General features: G+C 49.3%; 17 protein-coding genes and 1 pseudogene. 4 read left to right on the forward strand and 14 right to left on the reverse strand.

Going from position 1 to position 19,191, the window contains the following annotated elements:
* Nucleotides 1–693 precede the first annotated feature (693 nt).
* The 8 genes and pseudogenes from JT719_RS00220 to JT719_RS25475 all read right to left on the reverse strand — a co-directional run.
* Nucleotides 694–1,062 carry a hypothetical protein gene (locus tag JT719_RS00220; protein ID WP_207429925.1) on the reverse strand — a complete coding sequence of 123 codons (369 nt, stop codon included), beginning with the start codon at nt 1,060–1,062 and terminating at the stop codon, nt 694–696.
* Between the two features lie 93 nt (nt 1,063–1,155).
* On the reverse strand, nt 1,156–1,569 hold the full coding sequence (locus JT719_RS00225; protein WP_207429927.1) for a hypothetical protein: 414 nt from the start codon (nt 1,567–1,569) through the stop codon (nt 1,156–1,158).
* Nucleotides 1,570–1,670: 101 nt separating this feature from the next.
* Complete coding sequence (locus JT719_RS00230) at nt 1,671–2,402, reverse strand: hypothetical protein (protein WP_207429929.1); 732 nt, start codon at nt 2,400–2,402, stop codon at nt 1,671–1,673.
* Nucleotides 2,362–2,907: a hypothetical protein gene (locus tag JT719_RS00235; protein WP_207429931.1), complete on the reverse strand. Its 546-nt coding sequence runs from the start codon at nt 2,905–2,907 to the stop codon at nt 2,362–2,364. The genes JT719_RS00230 and JT719_RS00235 overlap by 41 nt, the downstream gene beginning before the upstream one ends.
* Before the next feature lie 109 nt (nt 2,908–3,016).
* Nucleotides 3,017–3,526, reverse strand: coding sequence for a hypothetical protein (locus JT719_RS00240; RefSeq protein ID WP_207429933.1), 510 nt, complete (start codon nt 3,524–3,526; stop codon nt 3,017–3,019).
* Nucleotides 3,527–3,628: 102 nt separating this feature from the next.
* Nucleotides 3,629–4,168, reverse strand: a complete 540-nt coding sequence (locus tag JT719_RS00245) for a hypothetical protein (protein ID WP_207429935.1) — start codon at nt 4,166–4,168, stop codon at nt 3,629–3,631.
* A gap of 147 nt (nt 4,169–4,315) precedes the next feature.
* Nucleotides 4,316–4,711: a tyrosine-type recombinase/integrase gene (locus JT719_RS00250; protein ID WP_341350722.1), complete on the reverse strand. Its 396-nt coding sequence runs from the start codon at nt 4,709–4,711 to the stop codon at nt 4,316–4,318.
* 247 nt (nt 4,712–4,958) lie between these two features.
* A pseudogene (locus tag JT719_RS25475) lies at nt 4,959–5,810 on the reverse strand (tyrosine-type recombinase/integrase); the annotation flags it as partial.
* Between the two features lie 33 nt (nt 5,811–5,843).
* Here JT719_RS25475 and JT719_RS00255 point away from each other — a divergent pair.
* Nucleotides 5,844–6,272 carry a hypothetical protein gene (locus JT719_RS00255; protein WP_207429937.1) on the forward strand — a complete coding sequence of 143 codons (429 nt, stop codon included), beginning with the start codon at nt 5,844–5,846 and terminating at the stop codon, nt 6,270–6,272.
* A 549-nt stretch (nt 6,273–6,821) separates the two neighbouring features.
* Here the strand turns inward: JT719_RS00255 and JT719_RS00260 are convergent.
* The 3 genes from JT719_RS00260 to JT719_RS00270 all read right to left on the reverse strand — a co-directional run bounded on the left by JT719_RS00260 (nt 6,822) and on the right by JT719_RS00270 (nt 10,133).
* Nucleotides 6,822–7,652, reverse strand: a complete 831-nt coding sequence (locus JT719_RS00260; RefSeq protein ID WP_242693024.1) for an MBL fold metallo-hydrolase — start codon at nt 7,650–7,652, stop codon at nt 6,822–6,824.
* 686 nt (nt 7,653–8,338) lie between these two features.
* Nucleotides 8,339–9,097, reverse strand: a complete 759-nt coding sequence (locus tag JT719_RS00265; RefSeq protein WP_207429942.1) for a LytR/AlgR family response regulator transcription factor — start codon at nt 9,095–9,097, stop codon at nt 8,339–8,341.
* Nucleotides 9,078–10,133, reverse strand: coding sequence for a sensor histidine kinase (locus tag JT719_RS00270; protein WP_207429944.1), 1,056 nt, complete (start codon nt 10,131–10,133; stop codon nt 9,078–9,080). The genes JT719_RS00265 and JT719_RS00270 overlap by 20 nt, the downstream gene beginning before the upstream one ends.
* 464 nt (nt 10,134–10,597) lie before the next feature.
* Here JT719_RS00270 and JT719_RS00275 point away from each other — a divergent pair, with 464 nt between their 5' ends.
* The gene (locus tag JT719_RS00275) at nt 10,598–13,024 is read left to right on the forward strand and encodes an outer membrane beta-barrel family protein (RefSeq protein WP_207429946.1); all 2,427 of its coding nucleotides are present in this window, start codon (nt 10,598–10,600) and stop codon (nt 13,022–13,024) included.
* A 351-nt stretch (nt 13,025–13,375) separates the two neighbouring features.
* Nucleotides 13,376–13,936, forward strand: a complete 561-nt coding sequence (locus tag JT719_RS00280) for a sugar O-acetyltransferase (RefSeq protein ID WP_207429948.1) — start codon at nt 13,376–13,378, stop codon at nt 13,934–13,936.
* Between the two features lie 237 nt (nt 13,937–14,173).
* Here the strand turns inward: JT719_RS00280 and JT719_RS00285 are convergent, their stop codons facing one another.
* From JT719_RS00285 to JT719_RS00295, 3 genes are all read right to left on the reverse strand, one after another.
* Nucleotides 14,174–15,175, reverse strand: a complete 1,002-nt coding sequence (locus JT719_RS00285) for an SMP-30/gluconolactonase/LRE family protein (protein WP_207429950.1) — start codon at nt 15,173–15,175, stop codon at nt 14,174–14,176.
* Between the two features lie 2 nt (nt 15,176–15,177).
* Complete coding sequence (locus JT719_RS00290; protein ID WP_207429952.1) at nt 15,178–16,047, reverse strand: SDR family NAD(P)-dependent oxidoreductase; 870 nt, start codon at nt 16,045–16,047, stop codon at nt 15,178–15,180.
* A gap of 246 nt (nt 16,048–16,293) precedes the next feature.
* A complete protein-coding gene (locus JT719_RS00295) occupies nt 16,294–17,451 on the reverse strand; it encodes a zinc-dependent alcohol dehydrogenase (protein WP_207429954.1) in 1,158 nt (385 codons plus the stop codon).
* Between the two features lie 361 nt (nt 17,452–17,812).
* Between JT719_RS00295 and JT719_RS00300 the strand changes: the two genes are divergently transcribed.
* Entirely contained in the window at nt 17,813–19,126 is a 1,314-nt protein-coding gene (locus tag JT719_RS00300; RefSeq protein WP_207429956.1) for a hemolysin family protein, read from the forward strand.
* The last annotated feature ends 65 nt before the right edge of the window (nt 19,127–19,191 follow it).

Raw genomic sequence — 19,191 nt, forward strand, 5'->3', positions numbered from 1 at the left:
ATTATTATTAAGAAAAATCTCATTCTATAATTCTAATTGATGCTAACGTCTGGTATAAACGACGCCGAGGGCCGTCGGCCGATGGTGACGTTTATGCGTTGTTGTATGGCGTTGTTCTTTAGCGGTTGCCACGCGCATTTCTTCTTTCTGTTTTTGGCCTGATTTCAGGAAAAGAGCCGCTAATCAGCTTTCCCGAAGTTCAGTCAATTCTTATCCATCTGTTTTTGGCCTTATTTCGGAAAAACACGCCGAAAACGCAAATAAGCCCGTTAATCGTTTTGCGCGTATTTTGGGGAAAACAGCTATAAATCAGAACGGTTTTATGTTTTTAAAAGGCTGAAATGATGTAAATTACTCCTGCTCCAACAGAAAATAAAATTCCGAACTTATACTTTACATTTCCATAGGTGAGCCACTTACCTTCTTTAGGACTTGTCCGTTTGTCAATCAAGATGAGAATTATCCCAACTAAAAGGAAGATTATACCTAGGATAAAGTTATATAAGTCCATTAATATTTTCTGGGCGTTTACTTAATCTATCAGTTTAATTGATGTTGTGCTGTTTTTTAATGTATTCAATGCCATACAACGTACTGGGCTAAACGACGGGCGAGGCCGTCGGCCTAAGGCTGACGTTTAGGTGTTGTTAGCGGTAGGCTTTTTTATTTTTACCCAGTCATTTAAGTTAATGGTTAGTATTGTAAGGAAAATATGCTGGTGTAAACAAATTTTAAACTTTCTGGTTCGTCGAATCCATTTTCAAAGTATCCTACAATAGTCGCGAATAAAGGAACTGATATTATTATCAATCCTATGTTCTGAAGTAAAACTGACCAGAATGATTTTCTTTTTACATAGAAGATTATTAGCCCAATGATAATAGTAGAAAAGGCCACAACAGTAATCTCAAACGGAATATACTTTCTAATCCCTGATTCTTTGATAGGATAATACAATCCGCCATACAAGTACATTATAGAAATCCATAGAAAGCTCCAGCCGTACAGAATTGTCATGGCAAGCCCAAGCATCTTAATGAATATTAATTCCTTAGTTTTCATTTGTATTCAAGCTTACCACTAACGTACTTGTATAAACGACGCCGAAGGCCGTCGGCCGAGGTGACGTTTATACCTTGTTGGGTAAAGGAATTTTTACTTTTGCTCTGCCCAAGGCTCCAGGAATTCTATCCCAGAGTTTTCTTTCAACTTATAAGGGTAGTAGTAGTTCAATTCACAATTCAAGTCCATGTGCTTGAATAGTATCACAATCGCATCTGTCGGGGTAGGGAAATCTTCATTTGTAACCCTGACGTCATAAGCGATACAGTAGCTCCTTATTACCTTTCCATTCAATTCTTTTTCAAAAACAGTAGAAAGTACATCTATTACTTTCTGGCTTTCGGGGAATTCATCCTCCTCATAGTAGCCAACTGGTTTTAGCTCTCCTGATAAGTAGATTTTAGCTCCAAATGGGAAAAATTCTCCAGAGTCAGTCAGAAGTGATTCTGCAAAGCCTACAGAATAGTCAATCAACTTTTGAATATCTCCTTGAACGTTCTTGTCCATTTCTTTTCATATTTATTCTTTTACCCAACGGTTAGTATAAAAAACGTGCTAGGCCGTCGGCCGAAGCATGATTTTTATACAATGTTAGCAATAGTAGTTTTTTATTTTCTCCTACTTATTTGCTGATGCGCTTTTATTTCTTTTTCCATATCATTTGCCCAACCCTGAGGATTTACCTTGTTGAGATAAGCCATTGTCACTTCGTTGAACCGCTCCAATGCAACATTAATCCTAGAAGGTGAACAGGACAGGCTACCAACAGTTAGGTAGATGAATCCATACTTGCGAGTTATTAAGTCTAGATTAGCAAGTCCACGTCCACCGTTCCCGTTTGAGCCAGTTGTAAGTATTACAGGTGATTTTTCTTCTATTAGTGTCTGCGCAATCAGATAAAGCCGAATCAAGGCGATGCTGTCGTAAGGAGTGCTAAATTTTGTCGCATCGAAAAGCATGGTGCAGGTGTCGATGGACGTAAACATGTCCCACTTTAAAGATGCATCTTTTATTCGAGCGGGATACTGTTGCTTGACCAGCTCAAAGTTTCTCGTTCTTAGGTAATTTTTTAGTCGGAGGTTATTTAGTGTCGTGTCACTTTCTAAATATGTAAAAGTATTATTGCTTACAGATTTACAACTTTCCCCTAAGGCGGGTTTAAGTCCTGCTAAAGTGAAAAGTATCAATAAAATGGTAATTAAAATTTTCATTTCTATTATTGCTAACGGACTAGTATAAACAACGAGCAAGGCCGTCGGACGTAGCTTGCTGTTTATACAGTGTTGTACAAAGTAATTTTTACTTTCTTCTGGTCTCCAATTCTGCTTTTCTCTTTTCAAGCAACGTAGCGTAGGAATAGTAATCCCATTTTCTGCTTTCTCTGTTGTAAACCAGTCTTGCGTTGGGAATATATCCCATTGTGCCGCCACAGCCAACGGCAAAGTTTATGTCTTTTGTTATCAGCCTGCCTTTATAGATTCTGAATACGCGCTTTACCGTGACGCTCCATCCGCCAATGTTTATATCCACCGTATCTGGGCTGATTTCTTTAAAGAAGATTTTGTCAAGCCTGCCACTTTTCCCTTTTCTTCCCTCGATGATTTGTACGGCAGCGTCTTCGGTCACAGGTTTAAGGGTGAACCTAGGGTAGGTTAATCTAATCCCATTCGGTAGGCTGTCGCTTAAAATAAGATGCTCCTTTTCTTCTTGGTTGAATATATTATCTGAGTAATAGTCGCTGATTGCTGATTCATAAAAGTTCACTAATTCTTCTTGACTTAGCCTCTGCCCAAAGCCATACTGCCAAGCGAGCAACATAAATGCTATTAGAAGAAGCTGCTTCATATTTAATATTTTGTACAACGGTCTCGTGTAAGCGGCGGGCGAGGCCGTCGGCCGGCTGCTGTTTACACAATGTTGGCAGTAGGAATTTTAAGTAAGTAACAAGCTTTAGTTATGAGAAAGTAGAGTTCCTATCATATATAAGCTTATCATCTTTAATTAAAATATACTTATCGTCATTGATAATTTTATAAGCTTCCCAACCTCCACTATGTAATATTAAATCCATCGTAGAGTACAGTAATTCTAATGTAGTTATCATGGAATTACCTAGTACTTTAAATTCTATTAGACTTCCTTCATTACTTATTAATTTATATAAAATCCAAGAGCGGTTCATTGGATAACTTGCAGTATTATAAAATGATGATATGTTTAATAATTTATATGTCCCAATTTTTGGGAATATTGGGTTCTCTTGATGGTCTACTAGTTCATAATCATAATTAAAGTATTCATTACCAAACTTTGGCAGTTTTTCATGCTTATTCAACTTTCTTTTAATGAAATAGTCGGCTGATTCTACAATTATAGCCTTTTGAAAGTCAGGATAAGAAATTGTTTTTCCATTTTTGAAAGTAGCATACACAAAATCATGTGTCAATCTGTTAATAGTTTCCATAATCTTATTTTATTATTTTTTCTTACTGCCAACGTCTTTGCTAAACGACGGGCGAGGCCATTGGCCGAGGCTGCCGTTTAGGTGTTGTTGGCAATAGTAATTTTATATTTTTCTAAGTGGCGTAAACTTTGTTTCTACCTGCATTGGCGGAGGAGTTGGAACAAGCCTCTCCGTTAAAGGAAAGGAGTATACCGTATCAACCCTGTTTTTCATTCCATAAGAGTGCCGCAGTATAAAATCCGCTAAACTGTCTATAAGATTTTTATGCCTATCTCCAGTTATTTCAGATTCTATCCTTCCTTCAGTTTCATTTATTCGAATCGTGTACCATGAGCAATCTTGGCAATTCTCTGCGTACACTGAATCTGGTTTTCTATTCTTAAGTTCTGACACGAAGTAATTTAAGGAGTCGACCGAGCTTTGACTTAGTGTATCGCAAAAGCATTTCACTGATTCAATTTTGCTGATGATTTTATAGTCACACTTACTAACAACATTAGCTGAATCAATTTTTAGGCTGAACGCATAAGGCCAGCCACTGCTGAATGACAGTTCAATTGAGTCGTAAACAGGCTTGGCAATTTCTGATTTACAACTAGAAATTAATGCAAGAACCCAGAATAACTTAATTAATTTTATCATTCTTATTATTGCCAACTATTGTGTATATGGAGCTGTTCCGGTTATTGGCACTTTGGATGGAGACCAGATAACTGTTTTCCAAGCCATCTTGCACCAGATACCTGCCTTTTCCCTTCCTTGGTTCCATATCCCTAATATAGCTGTTATTCAAAGATTGTCAAGCGGGCTTACGATACCCTCCAGCCCATGGCTAGTGATGTGGGTGTAGATCTCGGTAGTCTTGCTGGACTTGTGGCCCAGCAGCGTCTGGATGTAGCGCAGGTTCGTTCCCTGCTCCAGCAGGTGGGTGGCGAAGGAGTGCCGCAGCGAGTGGGGCGTCACCTTCCTGGTCACCCCCGATTTGGCCAGGCAGGCGTTGAACACGTGGCGGATGCTGTCGGCGGTGTACTGCCCGCCCTGGGGCCCCTCGAAGAGCCACACCTTCGGCCGGTACTCCCGGTAATAGGCCCTCAGGCTCTCCAGCAGCCTTTTGGAAAGCAGCGTGGTGCGGTCTTTCTTGCCCTTGCCGCCTCTTATCAGCAGCAGGTTCCGCTCGGACTGCACGTCCGTTATCTTCTAGGTTGATGACCTCGCCGATACGCAGCCCCCCGGCGTAGAGCAGCTGCAACAGGCAGCGGTGCTTCAGGTTCCCCGTAGCAGAGAGGATACAGGTCACCTCCTGCTTGCTCAGCACGGTTGGAAGCCGCTCGGCCTTCTCCGGGCGCTCCACCTGCGTGAGGTCCAGCCCATGGCGGCCCAGTACCCGCTGGTAGTAGAACTTCACCGCGTTGATGCTCTGGTTCACAAGGGAAAAGGAGTACGCCTGGCTCTGCACCATGGCACGATGGTAGCGGTTTATCTCCTCCGATGCAAAAGCCTTGACTGCCTCCAGCCCCTGTTCCCGGTGGGCGTTCAGGAAGCGCACCAAGAGGGAGTGGTAGGTGCGGATGGTAGACATAGAGTAGTTGAGCAGCTGCAGTTTCTCCAGGTAATCCAGGGGGCAGGTGAGGTAACCGATGTCCTTGGAGTAGGTCTGCTCCCAGAGCCGGCGCATCACGGCCATGTCCCTCACTTTCACCGTACCGGCCAGCCACACGTTCGCCGCCCCCTCCAGGCAGTCCAGGAGCCGGTGCAGATCCCCGGAGCCGGTCCCCAGGGCGAAGCACCTCTCCTCCGGTAGCCAGGCGCAGGCACCGCAATCCTTCAGCCTGGGATAGATCTCCCTATCGAAGGCGAAGCTTACCTGCAGCACTTCCTTCCCTCCGTGCAGCAGCGGCTGGAGGCGCACCACCGGCAGGTCTGGCAGCTTCCCAAGCGGCTCCGCCTGCCTGCTTTCCCCCTTCACCGTTGCGCCAAGGTCAGGGCGGAGCCGCCTGGGCCGGTTCAGGTAGCGGGTGTCCACCAACGCTACCCCTTGGAAGGCCTGGTGCAGCCGCTCGATGGCCTGCGGGGTCCGGTGCGTCACGTAGCATTTATAGGTCTTGCTGTATTTGGCCGCGCCGCTCTCCCTCAGCCTCCTTGAGATGCGCCGGTCCGGTCTGTGCCAGATTCGGATAAACTGCTTTCCCCCATGCTCCAGGGGATTGAGGTAGAGGGTTGCAGCAGGTGTAGGATACTGGTACATAGTTCTTTGGGTTTTCGTCTCCAATATAGCGCCGAGCATTTACCTAACCGTAAACTACCCGTATAGGTCCGTATGTATCCGGATGATACGGATATAAACGGATGTATTCGGATAAACTCTGATATGGAGACTAAAGGGAAGCTTTGCGGCCACTGCGGGGAGCCCCTCGCAGGCCGGGCCGACAAGAAATTCTGCTCCGACCAGTGCCGGGCAAGGTCCGGCAACCAGCGGAAGCTGCAGGACCGGGGCGAGAAAGCCATGCGGGACATCAACCTGGTCCTGCGGCGGAACCGCCAGATCCTGCAGCGCTTCAGCCCCGAGGGCAAGACCACCCTCCGGCGCGAGGCGCTGTCGCTGGCGGGCTTCGACTTCCGCTACCTCACCCACCTCTACCGCACCCAGAAGGGCAACACGTACCACTTCTGCTACGATTACGGATACCTGCTCCTGCCCGAGGAGAAGGTGCTCATCGTGAGCCACCAAGCCTATATGGATAGGTAGGGGCTACCTGACCTCTGGTTGGGGAATGGCCATGGACAGGTTGAAGGCGCAACGCGTCAGGGGCTTTCCCCGGGAGGCCCAGCTGGGCCCGTAATCCCTAAGGGAAACGTATGCACGCACCTGTGCCTTATACCGAAGGGGTAGGGGCTGCCGATAGGAACGCTTTGGGCCGAACCGGGTGGGTCGGGCTTCTATATTTCTTCTTTTGGCAAAGTCCTGCTGGCGCAAAAAATGCAGGAAGTTCAACTCCGCAAAATTTTGTTTACAGGTTCATTCCCGGGAAATCGTCAGCAGCTACCCTCTTTGATTAGGTTCAGGTCTACTATCTCATTTAATGCAATTGGTGGCACTTTCATGAAGTGCTTCAATCCTGGCATTTGCTAGAACTGAAGCGAAAGTAAGCAACAGAACCTAGGCAGAAAAGCCGCAAACTAAATGTTTGAAGCTGGGATTATTTTGAAGAAAAATGCATGCGCAGAAGTTTGCAAGCGCCCTTATCCTGATCTCTGGAACCTGGAAACCTTAGGCAACCTCCCATATTTAACACATCTATTTCAGCATCCACCATGCTGTTGTCTTAGTTTCTCCCGGTATCACTTTCTGACCCATCACCGGTGTTATTAGTTCTATGTTGTTCTGTGCGGCCAAATCAGCCACCATATTGATAGATTCATCCCAAGGGTGTAGCGCCAGATCAAAGGTGGAGAAATGGATCGGGAACAGGATTTTGGCATTTACATCCTGGCTAGCTTTGATAACCTGCTCCGGGAAAAGGTGGGTGTTGGGCCATCCATTGTTCCACGCATCAATCTCCATAAAGGCCAGGTCAAAGGGACCGTACTTCCTGCCAATCTCCTTGAAATGCTCTCCATAACCCGTATCGCCGCTCCAGTAAAGGTTCTTCTCTTTCCCCTTGATCACATAAGAAGCCCAAAGGGTCTTGTTTCGGTCATTGTAACTTCTCCCGGAGTAATGCACGGTAGGGCAGGCGGTTATACTCAGTGATCCGTGGGTCACAGACTGGTACCAACCGAGTTCGGTGATTTTGTTCTTCGGGACTCCCCAGCCCTGTAACCTGGTTCCCACGGCTAGCGGTGCGATGAACTGTATGTCCTTATCGGCCAAAAACTTAATGGTTTCCGCTTCCAGGTGATCATAGTGGTCATGGGTGATGATGACGACATCAATGTCCGGGAGTTCTTCCCTCCGCAAGGGAGACACACTCATCCTTTTGGCAATCATTGGTAAGGGGCCCGCGTTCCCAAACACCGGATCAATCAGAACACGGTGGCCGTCTAGCTCAATGATAGCTGTGGAATGCCCTAACCAATAGGCAGCATAAGAAGAAGGCACTTCCGGGAAATCCTTTTTCGTAAGCATACGTCTGGGTAACTCAGACTTTGGGGCATTAGGAGAGGTTTTGAAAAATCTCGCAAAACCAGAGTTTCCCCCGGTTACCTTTTCAGCGTAATAGACTATCTCTTTGGGGCTAACGAATTCATCTTTCCCAGGTGAATAGTAGGGGATTTTGGAATATGCACTTTTGCGCTCATCCTGGGAGTCTACTTTACCAAGCTGGTTATTGACATAGCAACCGGTTACGCTTAATGCAAGGAACAGTGCTATGGCTAAAAAACTTAAAATGTATTTTCTTTTCATTAAGAGGTTCTTATGCTGTCTGTGCTAATGGAAGAAGAGTCTCCCAAAAGGTAGGAACGGCTTTCTGGATGGTGGCATTGCAATGAGGTTGTAAACTTAAAGATTCATATGGTTTTTCAGCCATACCACACTATTTTCCAACCGCATTACAACCATTAACTGCAGACTTATAGAGGGTCTTCAATGCATAAATTCGCTTACTTGAAAGTGATCGGCGTTGCACGTAGTTAGGGGAAAGTACCTCCAAGTTTTTATAGCTCTTCTTCAATACATTAACACCAGGTTTATCTTAAAGCAGCTCATTACATCACTCTTGGAGATAGTAGTAGAGCACTAGACAGCGTTAAAAAAACCTTGGATGAGCAATGTAGAAAGTTGGTAAGCCTATTGATGCCCTACAGACGCTATTACTGGTCCAGCCAATCTTTAAACGCATTCGCTTTGCTATTGCTCACGATGATGTCAGTTTCTGGTGCGGGTTGAAGTAATAGGTGCAAACGACCTTTGAAATAAGGCCTTATTTCCCGCACCGCGTGTATATGAACAATGAGCTGCCGGTTGGCACGGAAAAAAGCGGTTTTATCCAGTTGTTCTTCCAACTGGTCAAGGGTGTAGTTGATGATGTATCGTTTACCTGGTTGCGTTACCAGAAATACCACGCCATCTTCGGCCCAGAAATAAGATACCTCCTCAACAGGTATAGCTTTGATAGATTGCCCATTTTTTACAAGAAACCGTGAACGGGCGGCCTGTGGCTGTGACGACTGCACCAATTGGCGAAGGTTGCTTAGTTCCTGGGAGACATGGTGCTGTTTCAGATCTTCGTGCTTCTTTATAGCCCTTGCTACCTCCATGGGGTTTATTGGCTTGAGCAGGTAATCAACGCTGTTCACCTGGAAGGCCTCTATGGCATATTGGTTGTAGGCCGTAGTGAAGATAACCGGACATTTTACCTCTACCAGTTTGAAAATCTCAAAACTGCTGCCGTCTGACAAGTGAATGTCGCAAAAGATCAGATCCGGGCTCTGGTGCAATGTTAGCCATTCTACCGCCTCCTCTACAGAGCCAATAGAGGCTACAATGGCTGCTTCGGGCCTAAGCCGAATGATGATGGCAGCAAGGGCATCGGCTGCCAGTTGCTCATCTTCAATAATCAGAGTTTTCATGTTGCTCTACTTTTAGTAACGGCAGACGCACTGTAAATGCCTCCTCCGTTTGCTCTATTTCCACTTTTTGCGTGGTGAGGTAGCTGTACCTGGTGCCAATGTTCTTTAAGCCTATTTTGTTTGAATTCACTTCATCTAGCCGAGGCTGCAGGTTGTTCTTAACCGCCAGCTTACCGTCTGCCACAAAAATAGAGATCAGAAGCGGCTTTTGGGGAGTGGAACCATTGTGTTTGATTGCGTTCTCAAGCAGCATTTGCACCGCAGTAGATGGGAGTTCCAGTTGCTGGTATGCATCAGGCACCTTTACCGTAAACTGCACATTATCACCAAACCGTGTCTTCAACAGGTAGATGTAGGCATGGACCAGTTCAAGCTCCTTTTTCAAAGGCACCAGCTGTTTGCCGCTACTGTCAAGCAGGAAACGGTAAACTTCTGAAAGCTGGCTCAGGAACTGGGTAGCCTTGTCCTGATCAACATAGATGAGTGAATTAAGCACGTTCAGGCTGTTGAACAGGAAGTGCGGGTTTACCTGGTTTTTTAGTGCCTCCAACTGGGCCTGATAACTCTCTTTTTGCAGTTGCTCTGCCCGTAAATGCTCTGCCTGCAGTTGCTTTATTTTCCGTTCGCGCTCTACAAAATAATAGAAGAAAAGAGAGATAATGGCTCCTACCACAAAGCCTAACCTTACCCGTATGGGCAGCACCTCAGTGTCGGGCAGTAGAATAAAGGTTGGTAAGTAGACAAAAAGAAGACACAAAAAGAGGCTGACTACAATAACAGAAGCGGCCTCTATAAAGACCTTGATATATCCAGGCAGGTGGGTAAAGGGGGGAGCATTGAAAAGGGTTGCAATTTTACCGTGTACCCAGAACGTGGAGAGCAGGAACAGGAACACGAGCAGCAATTCCCGTAGGGCACTAGCCTCATACCAGAATATGGTACCCAGGTTGATAAAGACAAACGTGTAGTAGAAGAATACTGATGTGAAGGCTGCTGTACCAACTCTTGTCAGTAAAAGGTTACGAGGAAAGCGCATCTGCGGGGCAGGAGGTTGGGTAAATAGGTGTTGCGGAGAAAAGCCAATTACTGCAAGTTCCTGCTATTTTGCAAGCACAGGAGACTGACTTTACAGTCTTCAACGGGAAGCAGTTTAGAGCTTTCTTTTCATTTCTTGCGCAAGCGTCCACCTAGGTCTTTATGATGGAATAGATTCCTGTTTCGAGGCTGTTTTCACAGAAATAGCCCTTAATCAGCTATGCGAGCAGCAGATGCTTCAGATCTTCCTTCCAGATAGAAAATGCTAAACGATAATTTTTGATCCACCAGTTAGGTGTTCCATCCCGTAGCCTTTCTTTTTCATTGAGGTTCTCTCCCGATTCATTCCCCTTAGGGCCCGATTCAATGGAATGAGGTTTCATAGCCTGCCTTGTCTGTAAATCTTTGATCTATCAACAGCGCAAAGCTGATGATGAAAGAAGAAAACTACAATTGAACAAGACTATGAAACTCTCTACATTTCTTTTTCTGCTCCTGTCAATATGTTTAAGCCAGAGCTTACTGGCCCAAGGAGTGCTCTCCGGCTCTGTTCGTGATGCAGGCGGGCAGCCACTGGGCTTTGTCAATGTGGCCGTGCTGAAGGAGGCCGACGGAGCCGTGGTGACCGGAACAACAGCCAGTGCCGAAGGCAATTTCCAGGTTGTGGCACCCGGTGCTGGAAAGTATAAACTCCGGCTCACCTTTATAGGCTACAAGCCTCTGGAAACCGCCTTGTTTGAGGTGACCGGGCCTGGCATGCACAAAGACTTCGGCACCCTTACTTTACAGGAAGATACGGAGACGTTGCAAGAGGTGGTGGTGCAAGCCATGCGCCCTACCGTGATAACCCAGGCTGATAAGATGGTAGTGACGGTGGAAGGCACTGCCATGGCAGGAGGTGCCACTGCCTATGAAGTGCTTACAAAATCTCCGGGTGTAGGGGTAGACCAGGAAGGTAATGTAAAGCTGAATGGTAAGGCGGGTGTGCAGGTGATGATTGATGGCAGGGCGTCTTACCTGAGTGGTAAAGAGCTGCAGAACCTGCTGCAGAGCATGTCGGCTGAGAACATAAAGGAGTTGGAGATCATCACCAATCCTTCGGCCAAATATGACGCAGAGGGTGCTTCTGGCATCATTAACATTAACCTCAAAAAGAATACCCTGGCCGGGATGAGTGGCAGCGTGTATACCGGGTACCAGTATGCCGAGTTGCACGGCTATACCGGCGGCGCCGACCTGAACTATAAGCAAGGTAGGTGGAACTCCTTTGCCACCTTGGATATGGCGGAGCGCACAAGCTTCCGCGACAACCACATGCAGCGTACCTCTTCTCAAAACAAAGACCTGAGCCTAAATCAACAGCTGGAAGAAGAGGGATCCCGTTTTGTGCCTGCTTTACGCATGGGAACGGAGTATTCCCTCAATGACCAACTTAGTATTGGAATGCTAGGGAGCATTTCCCGTTACAAGACCGAAGATCAGGTGCAGGCAAACGCATATTTGCGCCATGCTAACCCCTTAGAGGATTTGTATGTAAATGCCAAAAACGTATCAAAAACAAGGTACAGCAACAGTACCTTAAACATGCACTATCTGGGCAAACTAGATACACTGGGCACCACACTTTCGGCTGATGTAGACTATGTGCGGTTGATGAGTAATGACAAAGGCACATTTCTGAACAAGTATGACAGCCTGGGCAATGAATCGCCGGTCAGAACAGATCTGTTGCTTTCTGAAAACCCCGCCAGTTATGATATTTACTCAGCCAGAACTGATTTTACAAAACCGCTTGGAAAGGCGGGTAAACTGGAACTGGGAGCTAAGGCAAGCCTTGTCCTATCAGACAATGAGCTCCGCTTTTATACAGCAGTTGGCGATGGAAAGAGACTGGACGAGAGCAGAAGTAACCACTTTATTTATGAAGAAAACATTGTTGCTGCCTATGCTAACTACGCTGCTCAACTTGGTAAGAAGTGGAACTTGCAGGGAGGATTACGGGCAGAGCAGACCGTAACAAAGGGCCGTTCTGTGACCCTCAACCAAAGCACCGACCGGAGATACCTGGACCTGTTTCCTAGCTTGTTTTTACAGCAGAACGTGCATGATGATTATCAGATCAGCTACAGTTACAACCGAAGAATAAACAGGCCGCGTTATGAATTGCTTAATCCGTTTATGTTCTATCTGGACCCCTATTCGCTGGTACAGGGTAACCCTTACCTGAAGCCGCAGTACACGCACTCTTTCTCCCTTGCCCAAACTTTCAGGCAGCGTTATAATCTGGTGTTGGACTACTCCCTTACAAAAGATTTCATAGCTGAGGTTCCGGCCCAGATTTCGTCTGATCAAGTCACCGTATTGCAGCAGCAGAACATAGATGATATGAGAAGCATGAGCGCCACCTTGGTTGCCCCGGTGCGGGTATCAGCGAAGTGGGAAATGAGTAATAATGCCACCCTGCTCTATCAAAGCTTTGCCCAAAACAGAAATGATCAGGTCCTGCGGAACAAGCAGGTGACTTTTCTGGCACAAACCAACCATAACCTACTATTGCCCGCAGGTGTTCGCATGGAGGTAAAGGCAGGTTATCAGGGCCCGATTGCCTATGGTCTCTACCAATTGGAGGCTAACTGGTGGGTGGATGCTGGCTTGAAGAGATCTTTTATAAATGAAAAACTGGATCTGAGCCTGAGCGTGACAGATATATTCAGGACCAAAAGAATAGCTGGTGAAACCACTATCAACGGAAATTCAATCAACTCACAGCAATATAACGGAACCCAGAGCTTCAGAGTGAACATACGCTACCGTTTCAACAAAGGCGAGAAGTTTGATGCGAAGAAGCGCCAGATAGACTTGGAAGAAGTGAACAGGGCAGGGGGTAATTAAGGGCTTGTAGCCTTTAGGAGAACCATTGTACTAATGATAAGAAATGCTTTCTATGTTGAAAAGAGCACATTTCCTTTAAATTTTGTATTAAGATGCAGGCCTAAAGAATAAATCATTTTCCAACAACTCAAAGGAAAAAGGTTATCTGGTGACGAATACTTGATGAAAAGGTAAGCTATCTGCCGATGAATCAGTGAGAGATTGGCGCCTCTTGCTCTTTCTAACCTAATGCAGGACTGATCCTTTCTCGTCTTTTAATTAAAGTTAATTCTGACATTGTTAGCCATGATCCACTGGCTTAAGCCACACCAGAGTAAGGGCTTGGAGATCATCTAAATCAAAAATAAGAATATGGAAGATAAAAGCGAATTGCAGAAGATGCTGGACGGGGAGTTGTACCAGGTCTGGGACCAGGTACTGGTGCAGATGCGGGATAAGGCCAGGCTGCTTCTCTCAAGGTACAACGCCCTGATGGGTGCCCCTCTGGAAGAGAGGAACAGCGTGCTTAAAGATTTGCTGGGCGGCTGCTCCACCATTGACATCCAGCCCCCGTTCTTCTGCGATTACGGGGCGCACATCTCCGTGGGAGAAAACTTCTTCATGAACTTCAACTGCGTGATCCTGGACTGCGCCAAGGTTACCATTGGGGACAATGTGATGTGCGGGCCTTATGTGCAGATCTACACCGCCTATCACCCTGTAATTGCCTCGGAAAGGATCAAGGGGCCGGAGCTGGCTTCCCCCATCACTATCGGGGATAACGTCTGGATTGGGGGCGGGGCCATCATCTGCCCTGGTGTCACCATCGGGAGCAACACCACCATAGGGGCAGGAAGCGTGGTGACAAAGGACATTCCGGCCGATGTGTTCGCCGCTGGCAACCCCTGCCGGGTGATCAGGAGCCTGGTGTGAGTTCTACAGGAGCATTGCCTGAGGCAAAATGATAATCTAGGTAAAAGAAAGCCGCCTGTCTTCGGGTGTGAACATCCCCGGCAGGCGGCTTTCTTTTGAATGCTAATCTTGAAGAGCAAGGTTCAACCTAACGGTGGGTATCTTACCTGCGGCAAAGGTTCTGTTTTGCGTCTGTTTTAAGGAAAACAGCGTTAAATCGGCTTTCTTTCCTTCAGATGGTGAACGCACAAACTGCTTCTAACTTTCGGACAAGGGTACCCTGAAGATATGAAAGTCCAGCCCCGAGATGTCGCCCACTGCCTCATGGATGCGCGAGGTGGTGAAGTAGAAATTATCGTGCTGGTCTATGGTGAAGGTATCAGGCCATTTCAGGTCTTTCCCTTCCACAAGGGTTTTCAGTTCACCGTCCGGGGTGCGGCACATGATGGCGTTCCTCTCAAGGTCGCCCAGGTAGAGGTTGCTGTTCTTATCAAAGATCATCCCGTCCGGGGCCGGGGTTTTGCCCAGGTTCTCCACCTGAGAGTTCAGGGCGGCGGCATCCAGCGACTCGTCGTTCAGTGCCCTGGTGGGGATGCGGTACAGCGTATAGCCGGTGAGGGCGTGGTAGTAGAGGTACTGCCCGTCGTTGGAGAGCGCGATGCCGTCTGCGTGCATCTGGGGTTTCTCGCCGTCCTTCACCCAACGCTCGCCTTCCACCGTCAGCCACACGTCCTCTGATTTGGTGGAGGGGTGGTCGTCCAGCAGGCGGCGGGGTGCCCCGGTCTTCAGGTCAAGCACAATAATTGCGCCCACCCCAGACTCAGTGATGTAGATCTTGCCCGCCTTTCGGTCAATGCGCAGGTCGTTTAGGTAAGACTTCTCAGGGGCGATGGTCCGGTCAAAAATCCAGCTGTTCTTGAGCGTGTTAGACTCCAGATCAAACTCGTAGAGCATGGCGTTGCCTACCACCCCTTTCATCATGGGACTGGCCGGGTCCAGCACGAAGAGGGAATCCCCGTGCGCCACCACCGACTGCACGCAGGTGAAGGTGTTGGGCTCGGGCTGCCCGTGCCAGGCATTCCAGGCCTCGTCTGGGTAAGGCCGGTATTGCCCGTTGGCCAGTACTTCCACCACGGAATATGGCAGGTCCTTGTGCCACCGGGGAAAGTTGGCGAACAGCCGGCCGCTCTGGCTTATGGTAACGCCCGTGATCTGGGTACCTTTGAAGGTAGCTACGTTGGTGAGGTTTGCAGTAGCCATGGTCATGATTCATTTCTGATGGAGGTGTGTCCGTCCATGGAGTGCTGCAGGTTCAGGTCGCCGGCAGGTTCCTGTTTGAAGGAAGAATCTGCTTCCTCGCCGGCCGGGCCTTTGGCGATGGTGATGCCGCCGTCCACCATGTAAAGGGCCCCGGTCACAAACGAGGCCTCGTCCGAGGCCAGGAACAGGTACACGTTGGCCACCTCCTCGGGGGTGCCGCGGCGGCCGGTCAGGTTGGCCTGCTTGTTGAGCTTCTCCATCTTGGCGTCCATAGGTCCCAGCTCCTTGTGGGTCCAAGCGGTGTCTATGGGGCCGGGTCCCACCACGTTGCAGCGTACCCCGTAGGCGGCCTGCTCGGCGGCCAGGCCCTTGGTGAAGGCGATCACGAAACCCTTGGTGCCCCCGTAGGGCGCGTTCTGCGGGATGCCCAGCACCCCGGCCTCGGAGCCCGCTGACACGATGTTGCCCTTGGTTTTCTGCAGCTGGGGCAGGGCCGCCTTGGACATCAGGAAGGTGGTCTTCACGTTGTGCCTCATCATGTAGTCGAAAGCCTCCTCAGTGTAGTCGGTCAGGAAGTTGGTCTCCACGAACACGCCGGCGTTGTTGATGAGAATGTCCAGCTTGCCGTACTGCTTCACCGCCAGGTCCACGCAGCTCTGGGCCACGGGCCACAGGGAGAGGTCGCCGGTGAAGTGGATGGCTGTGCCGCCTTCCTGCATGATTTCTTTGGCAACCTGCTCCACCGGGTCCTCCGGCAGGCCGGCCACCACTACGCTGGCGCCCTCCCGGGCAAATTTCTTGCAGATGGCCTCGCCGATCCCCGCTCCGCCGCCGGTCACGATGGCTACTTTGCCTTCTAGTCTGTTTCCCATTCTATTTACGTTTTGGGTTTACTTTTTTGATTTACTCCTTATTCCCCCTCGTTCCTTCTTCGCTTGGTTTCTACGCTGTTTAGGCGTAATTGTGTTTTGGGCCTGTTTTCCGGGAAAAAGCCCCGAAACGGGGTTGGTTCCGGGGCACCGGAGAAAACCAGGCCCAAGCCGTTATTCCGTTTCAGGGCTGATTTTCCTTAAAGTGATTTTATTTTTTTATAATAGTAAACTTTGAAAAGCAGGGGTTTATGGTTTCAGGACTACCTTCACGCAGTTGTCTTCCTTATTCTTAAAGATGTCATAGCCGTGCGCGGCATCGGCCAGGGGCAAGGTGTGCGTGATGATGTCGTCCAGGCGCACCTTGCCGTCTACCACCAGCTGCATGAGGTGGTCTATGTAGTACTGCACCGGGGCCTGGGTGCCCATGAGGGTGACGCCCTTGTCAAACCAGCGGTAAACGGGGAAGTTGTCGAACGGGGAGCCGTACACGCCCACCACGCTCACCACGCCGGCTCTCCTGACGGCCCTTAGGCAGGTCTCCAACACCTTGGGCGTGCCTTTCTCCAGGTTGATGACGGCCTTGGCTTTCTCCAGGAAGTTACGGTCGGCCTCCATGCCCACGGCGTCAATGCAGACATCGGCCCCGCGGCCCTCGGTGATGCTGCGGATGTAGTCTACCACCTGGTCCTCGCTCTCCCACAGCAGGGTCTCGGAGTTGGCCGATTGGCGGGCCATCTCCAGGCGGTAGGGCTGGATGTCTATGTTGATGACCCGGCCGGCGCCCATGAGCCACGCCGACTTGGCGGCCATGATGCCCACCGGCCCGGCCCCGAAGATGGCTACCGTCTCGCCGCCCCTGATACGGCCCCAGTCTGCTGCGGCCCAGCCGGTGGGGAAGATATCGGTGAGGAACAGCACCTGCTCGTCGGTGAGGCCCTCGGGCACCTTCCGCGGTCCGAAGTCTGAGTAGGGTACGCGCACGTACTCGGCCTGGCCCCCGTTGATGCCCCCGTACAGGTCTGTGTACCCGAACAGGGCGGCCCCTTTCTGGTCTGAGAAGCCGCCGTCGGGGCCGTACTTGGGGTTGGAGTTCTCGCATTGGGTGGGCCAGCTGTTGTTGCAGAAGAAGCAGTGCCCGCAGGCGATGGGGAACGGCACCACCACCCGGTCTCCTTTCTTCAGGTTGGTGACCCCGGGGCCAACCTCCTCCACAATCCCCATGAACTCGTGGCCCAGGACCATGTCCTTCATCTGGGGCACGAAACCGTCATAGATGTGCAGGTCTGAGCCGCAGATGGCCGTGGAGGTGACCCGGATGATGGCATCGCGGGGTTCTTCGATGATCGGGTCGGGAACGGTGTCAACGCTGACGTCCCCGATTTTGTGGAACACGAGTGCTTTCATAGGTAGGGGGTATAATGTGGTTTATACTTTTTTGGATAGTATTTACACTTTTACAGGAAGTAAGTCGCTTTGGTTGTATTCCCGAACTGAGAAAGGCTGCTTTGCTATGGGGTAGATCAGAGGTGAAATCCAAAAAAGGCGTAAGAAAAGCGGATGATTACCTATGTCTGCAGTCCTGAAATGAGCTACTACCGGGGCTTATCTGATGCTCTTTTATGTAGCAAAAGGGGGGAGGAAGGCTCTTGCCAACCTGGGAAGCTGTAGTAAGCTGGGCCCTTTGGCATTCTTCCGGAGTACCCTTTCTGGTTGTGGTAACTGGTTTTAAATTAACTTAGTGGTTTCGCCTCACGTAACCGAACCAATGGAAATCCTTATTATTTTGCTCCTGACCTTGCTCAATGGCTTTTTCGCCCTTTCAGAGCTGTCTATCATCTCTGCAGGAAAAACCCGCATGGCGCAGAAGGCGAAGGAAGGCAGCGGGCGCGCCAAGGCCGTCATGGCGCTGCTGGACGCGCCGGAGGACTTTCTCTCTGCCATTCAGGTAGGCATCACCCTGATCGGGATCGTGTCGGGGGCTTACGGGGGGGCAGCACTTTCAGATGACATGCGGGAGTGGCTCTCTGGCATCAGCTTTCTGGCACCTTATGCCCATACGCTCTCGGTGGTCCTGGTCATCGGCCTGATCACTTACTTTTCCATTGTGATAGGGGAGCTGATTCCAAAGTCCATTGCGCTGGGCAACGCAGACACCATCGCGCTGGCAGTAGCGCCCATTATCAAAGGATTTACCGCCTTAACAATGCCGCTTGTAAAGCTGCTCTCAGGTTCCACCAGTTTGGCCACCAAGGCGCTCGGGATCAAAGAACCAGGAGAGGAGCGACTCTCAGGCGAGGAGCTTCGCCAGATTATCAGAACAGCGGGCAGGCAGGGAGTACTGGCCCGGGAAGAGACCCGGCTTCACCAGAATATCTTTTCCTTCGCTAACCTGAAAGCCAAGAATCTGCGCACCCACCGGCGCGAAGTAGAATACATTGACATCAGCCAGCCCTTGGACAGCATCAGGGAGGCCATTAAGGCCAGTGCCCACTCCAAGTTCCCTGTTACCGAAGGCGGCCTGGATGAGGTGGTGGGCGTGCTCACGGCTAAGGATTTTTATGAGTTCCTGGCCAGGGGCAAAAGCGGAAACTTAAGGGAAGTAATCCAGAAACCGATTTATATCCCGGAGTCTATGCCGGCCAATACGGCCCTTAACCTGTTCAAGCGCCGCAAGCAGTACCTGGGCATCGTCATTGATGAATACGGCACGGTGGAGGGAATTCTCACGCTCCATGATATTCTGGAGGCCATTGTAGGAGATATACCCGATGCCTACGAAGCAAACGAGCCCGATGTAGTGAGAAGGCAGGACGGGTCTCTGCTGGTTAGCGGCTCCATTGGGGTAGCGGAACTGAACAGGGCCCTTAAGCAGAAAGTGGTACCCAAGGACGAGGAGAATTACTCTACTCTGGCGGGCTTTATTTCTTTTCTTTTGGGCAGGTTTCCTGAAACGGGGGAGGTGTTCACGCACGCCGGTCACGAGTTTGAGATTGTGGACATGGATGGGGTGAGAATCGACAAGGTCCTGCTCAAGCGCCTCCCTCCGGCGGAAGAGGCGTCGCCAGAGGAAGGTGCGTGAAAGCGGACTTACTTAAAAGCTACGATGAAGGTGTTAGCCTAACCTTGATTAGCGGGACACGGATT

This window comes from Sabulibacter ruber, from assembly GCF_017355955.1.
GTDB classification, from domain to species: Bacteria; Bacteroidota; Bacteroidia; order Cytophagales; family Hymenobacteraceae; genus Nibribacter; species Nibribacter ruber_A.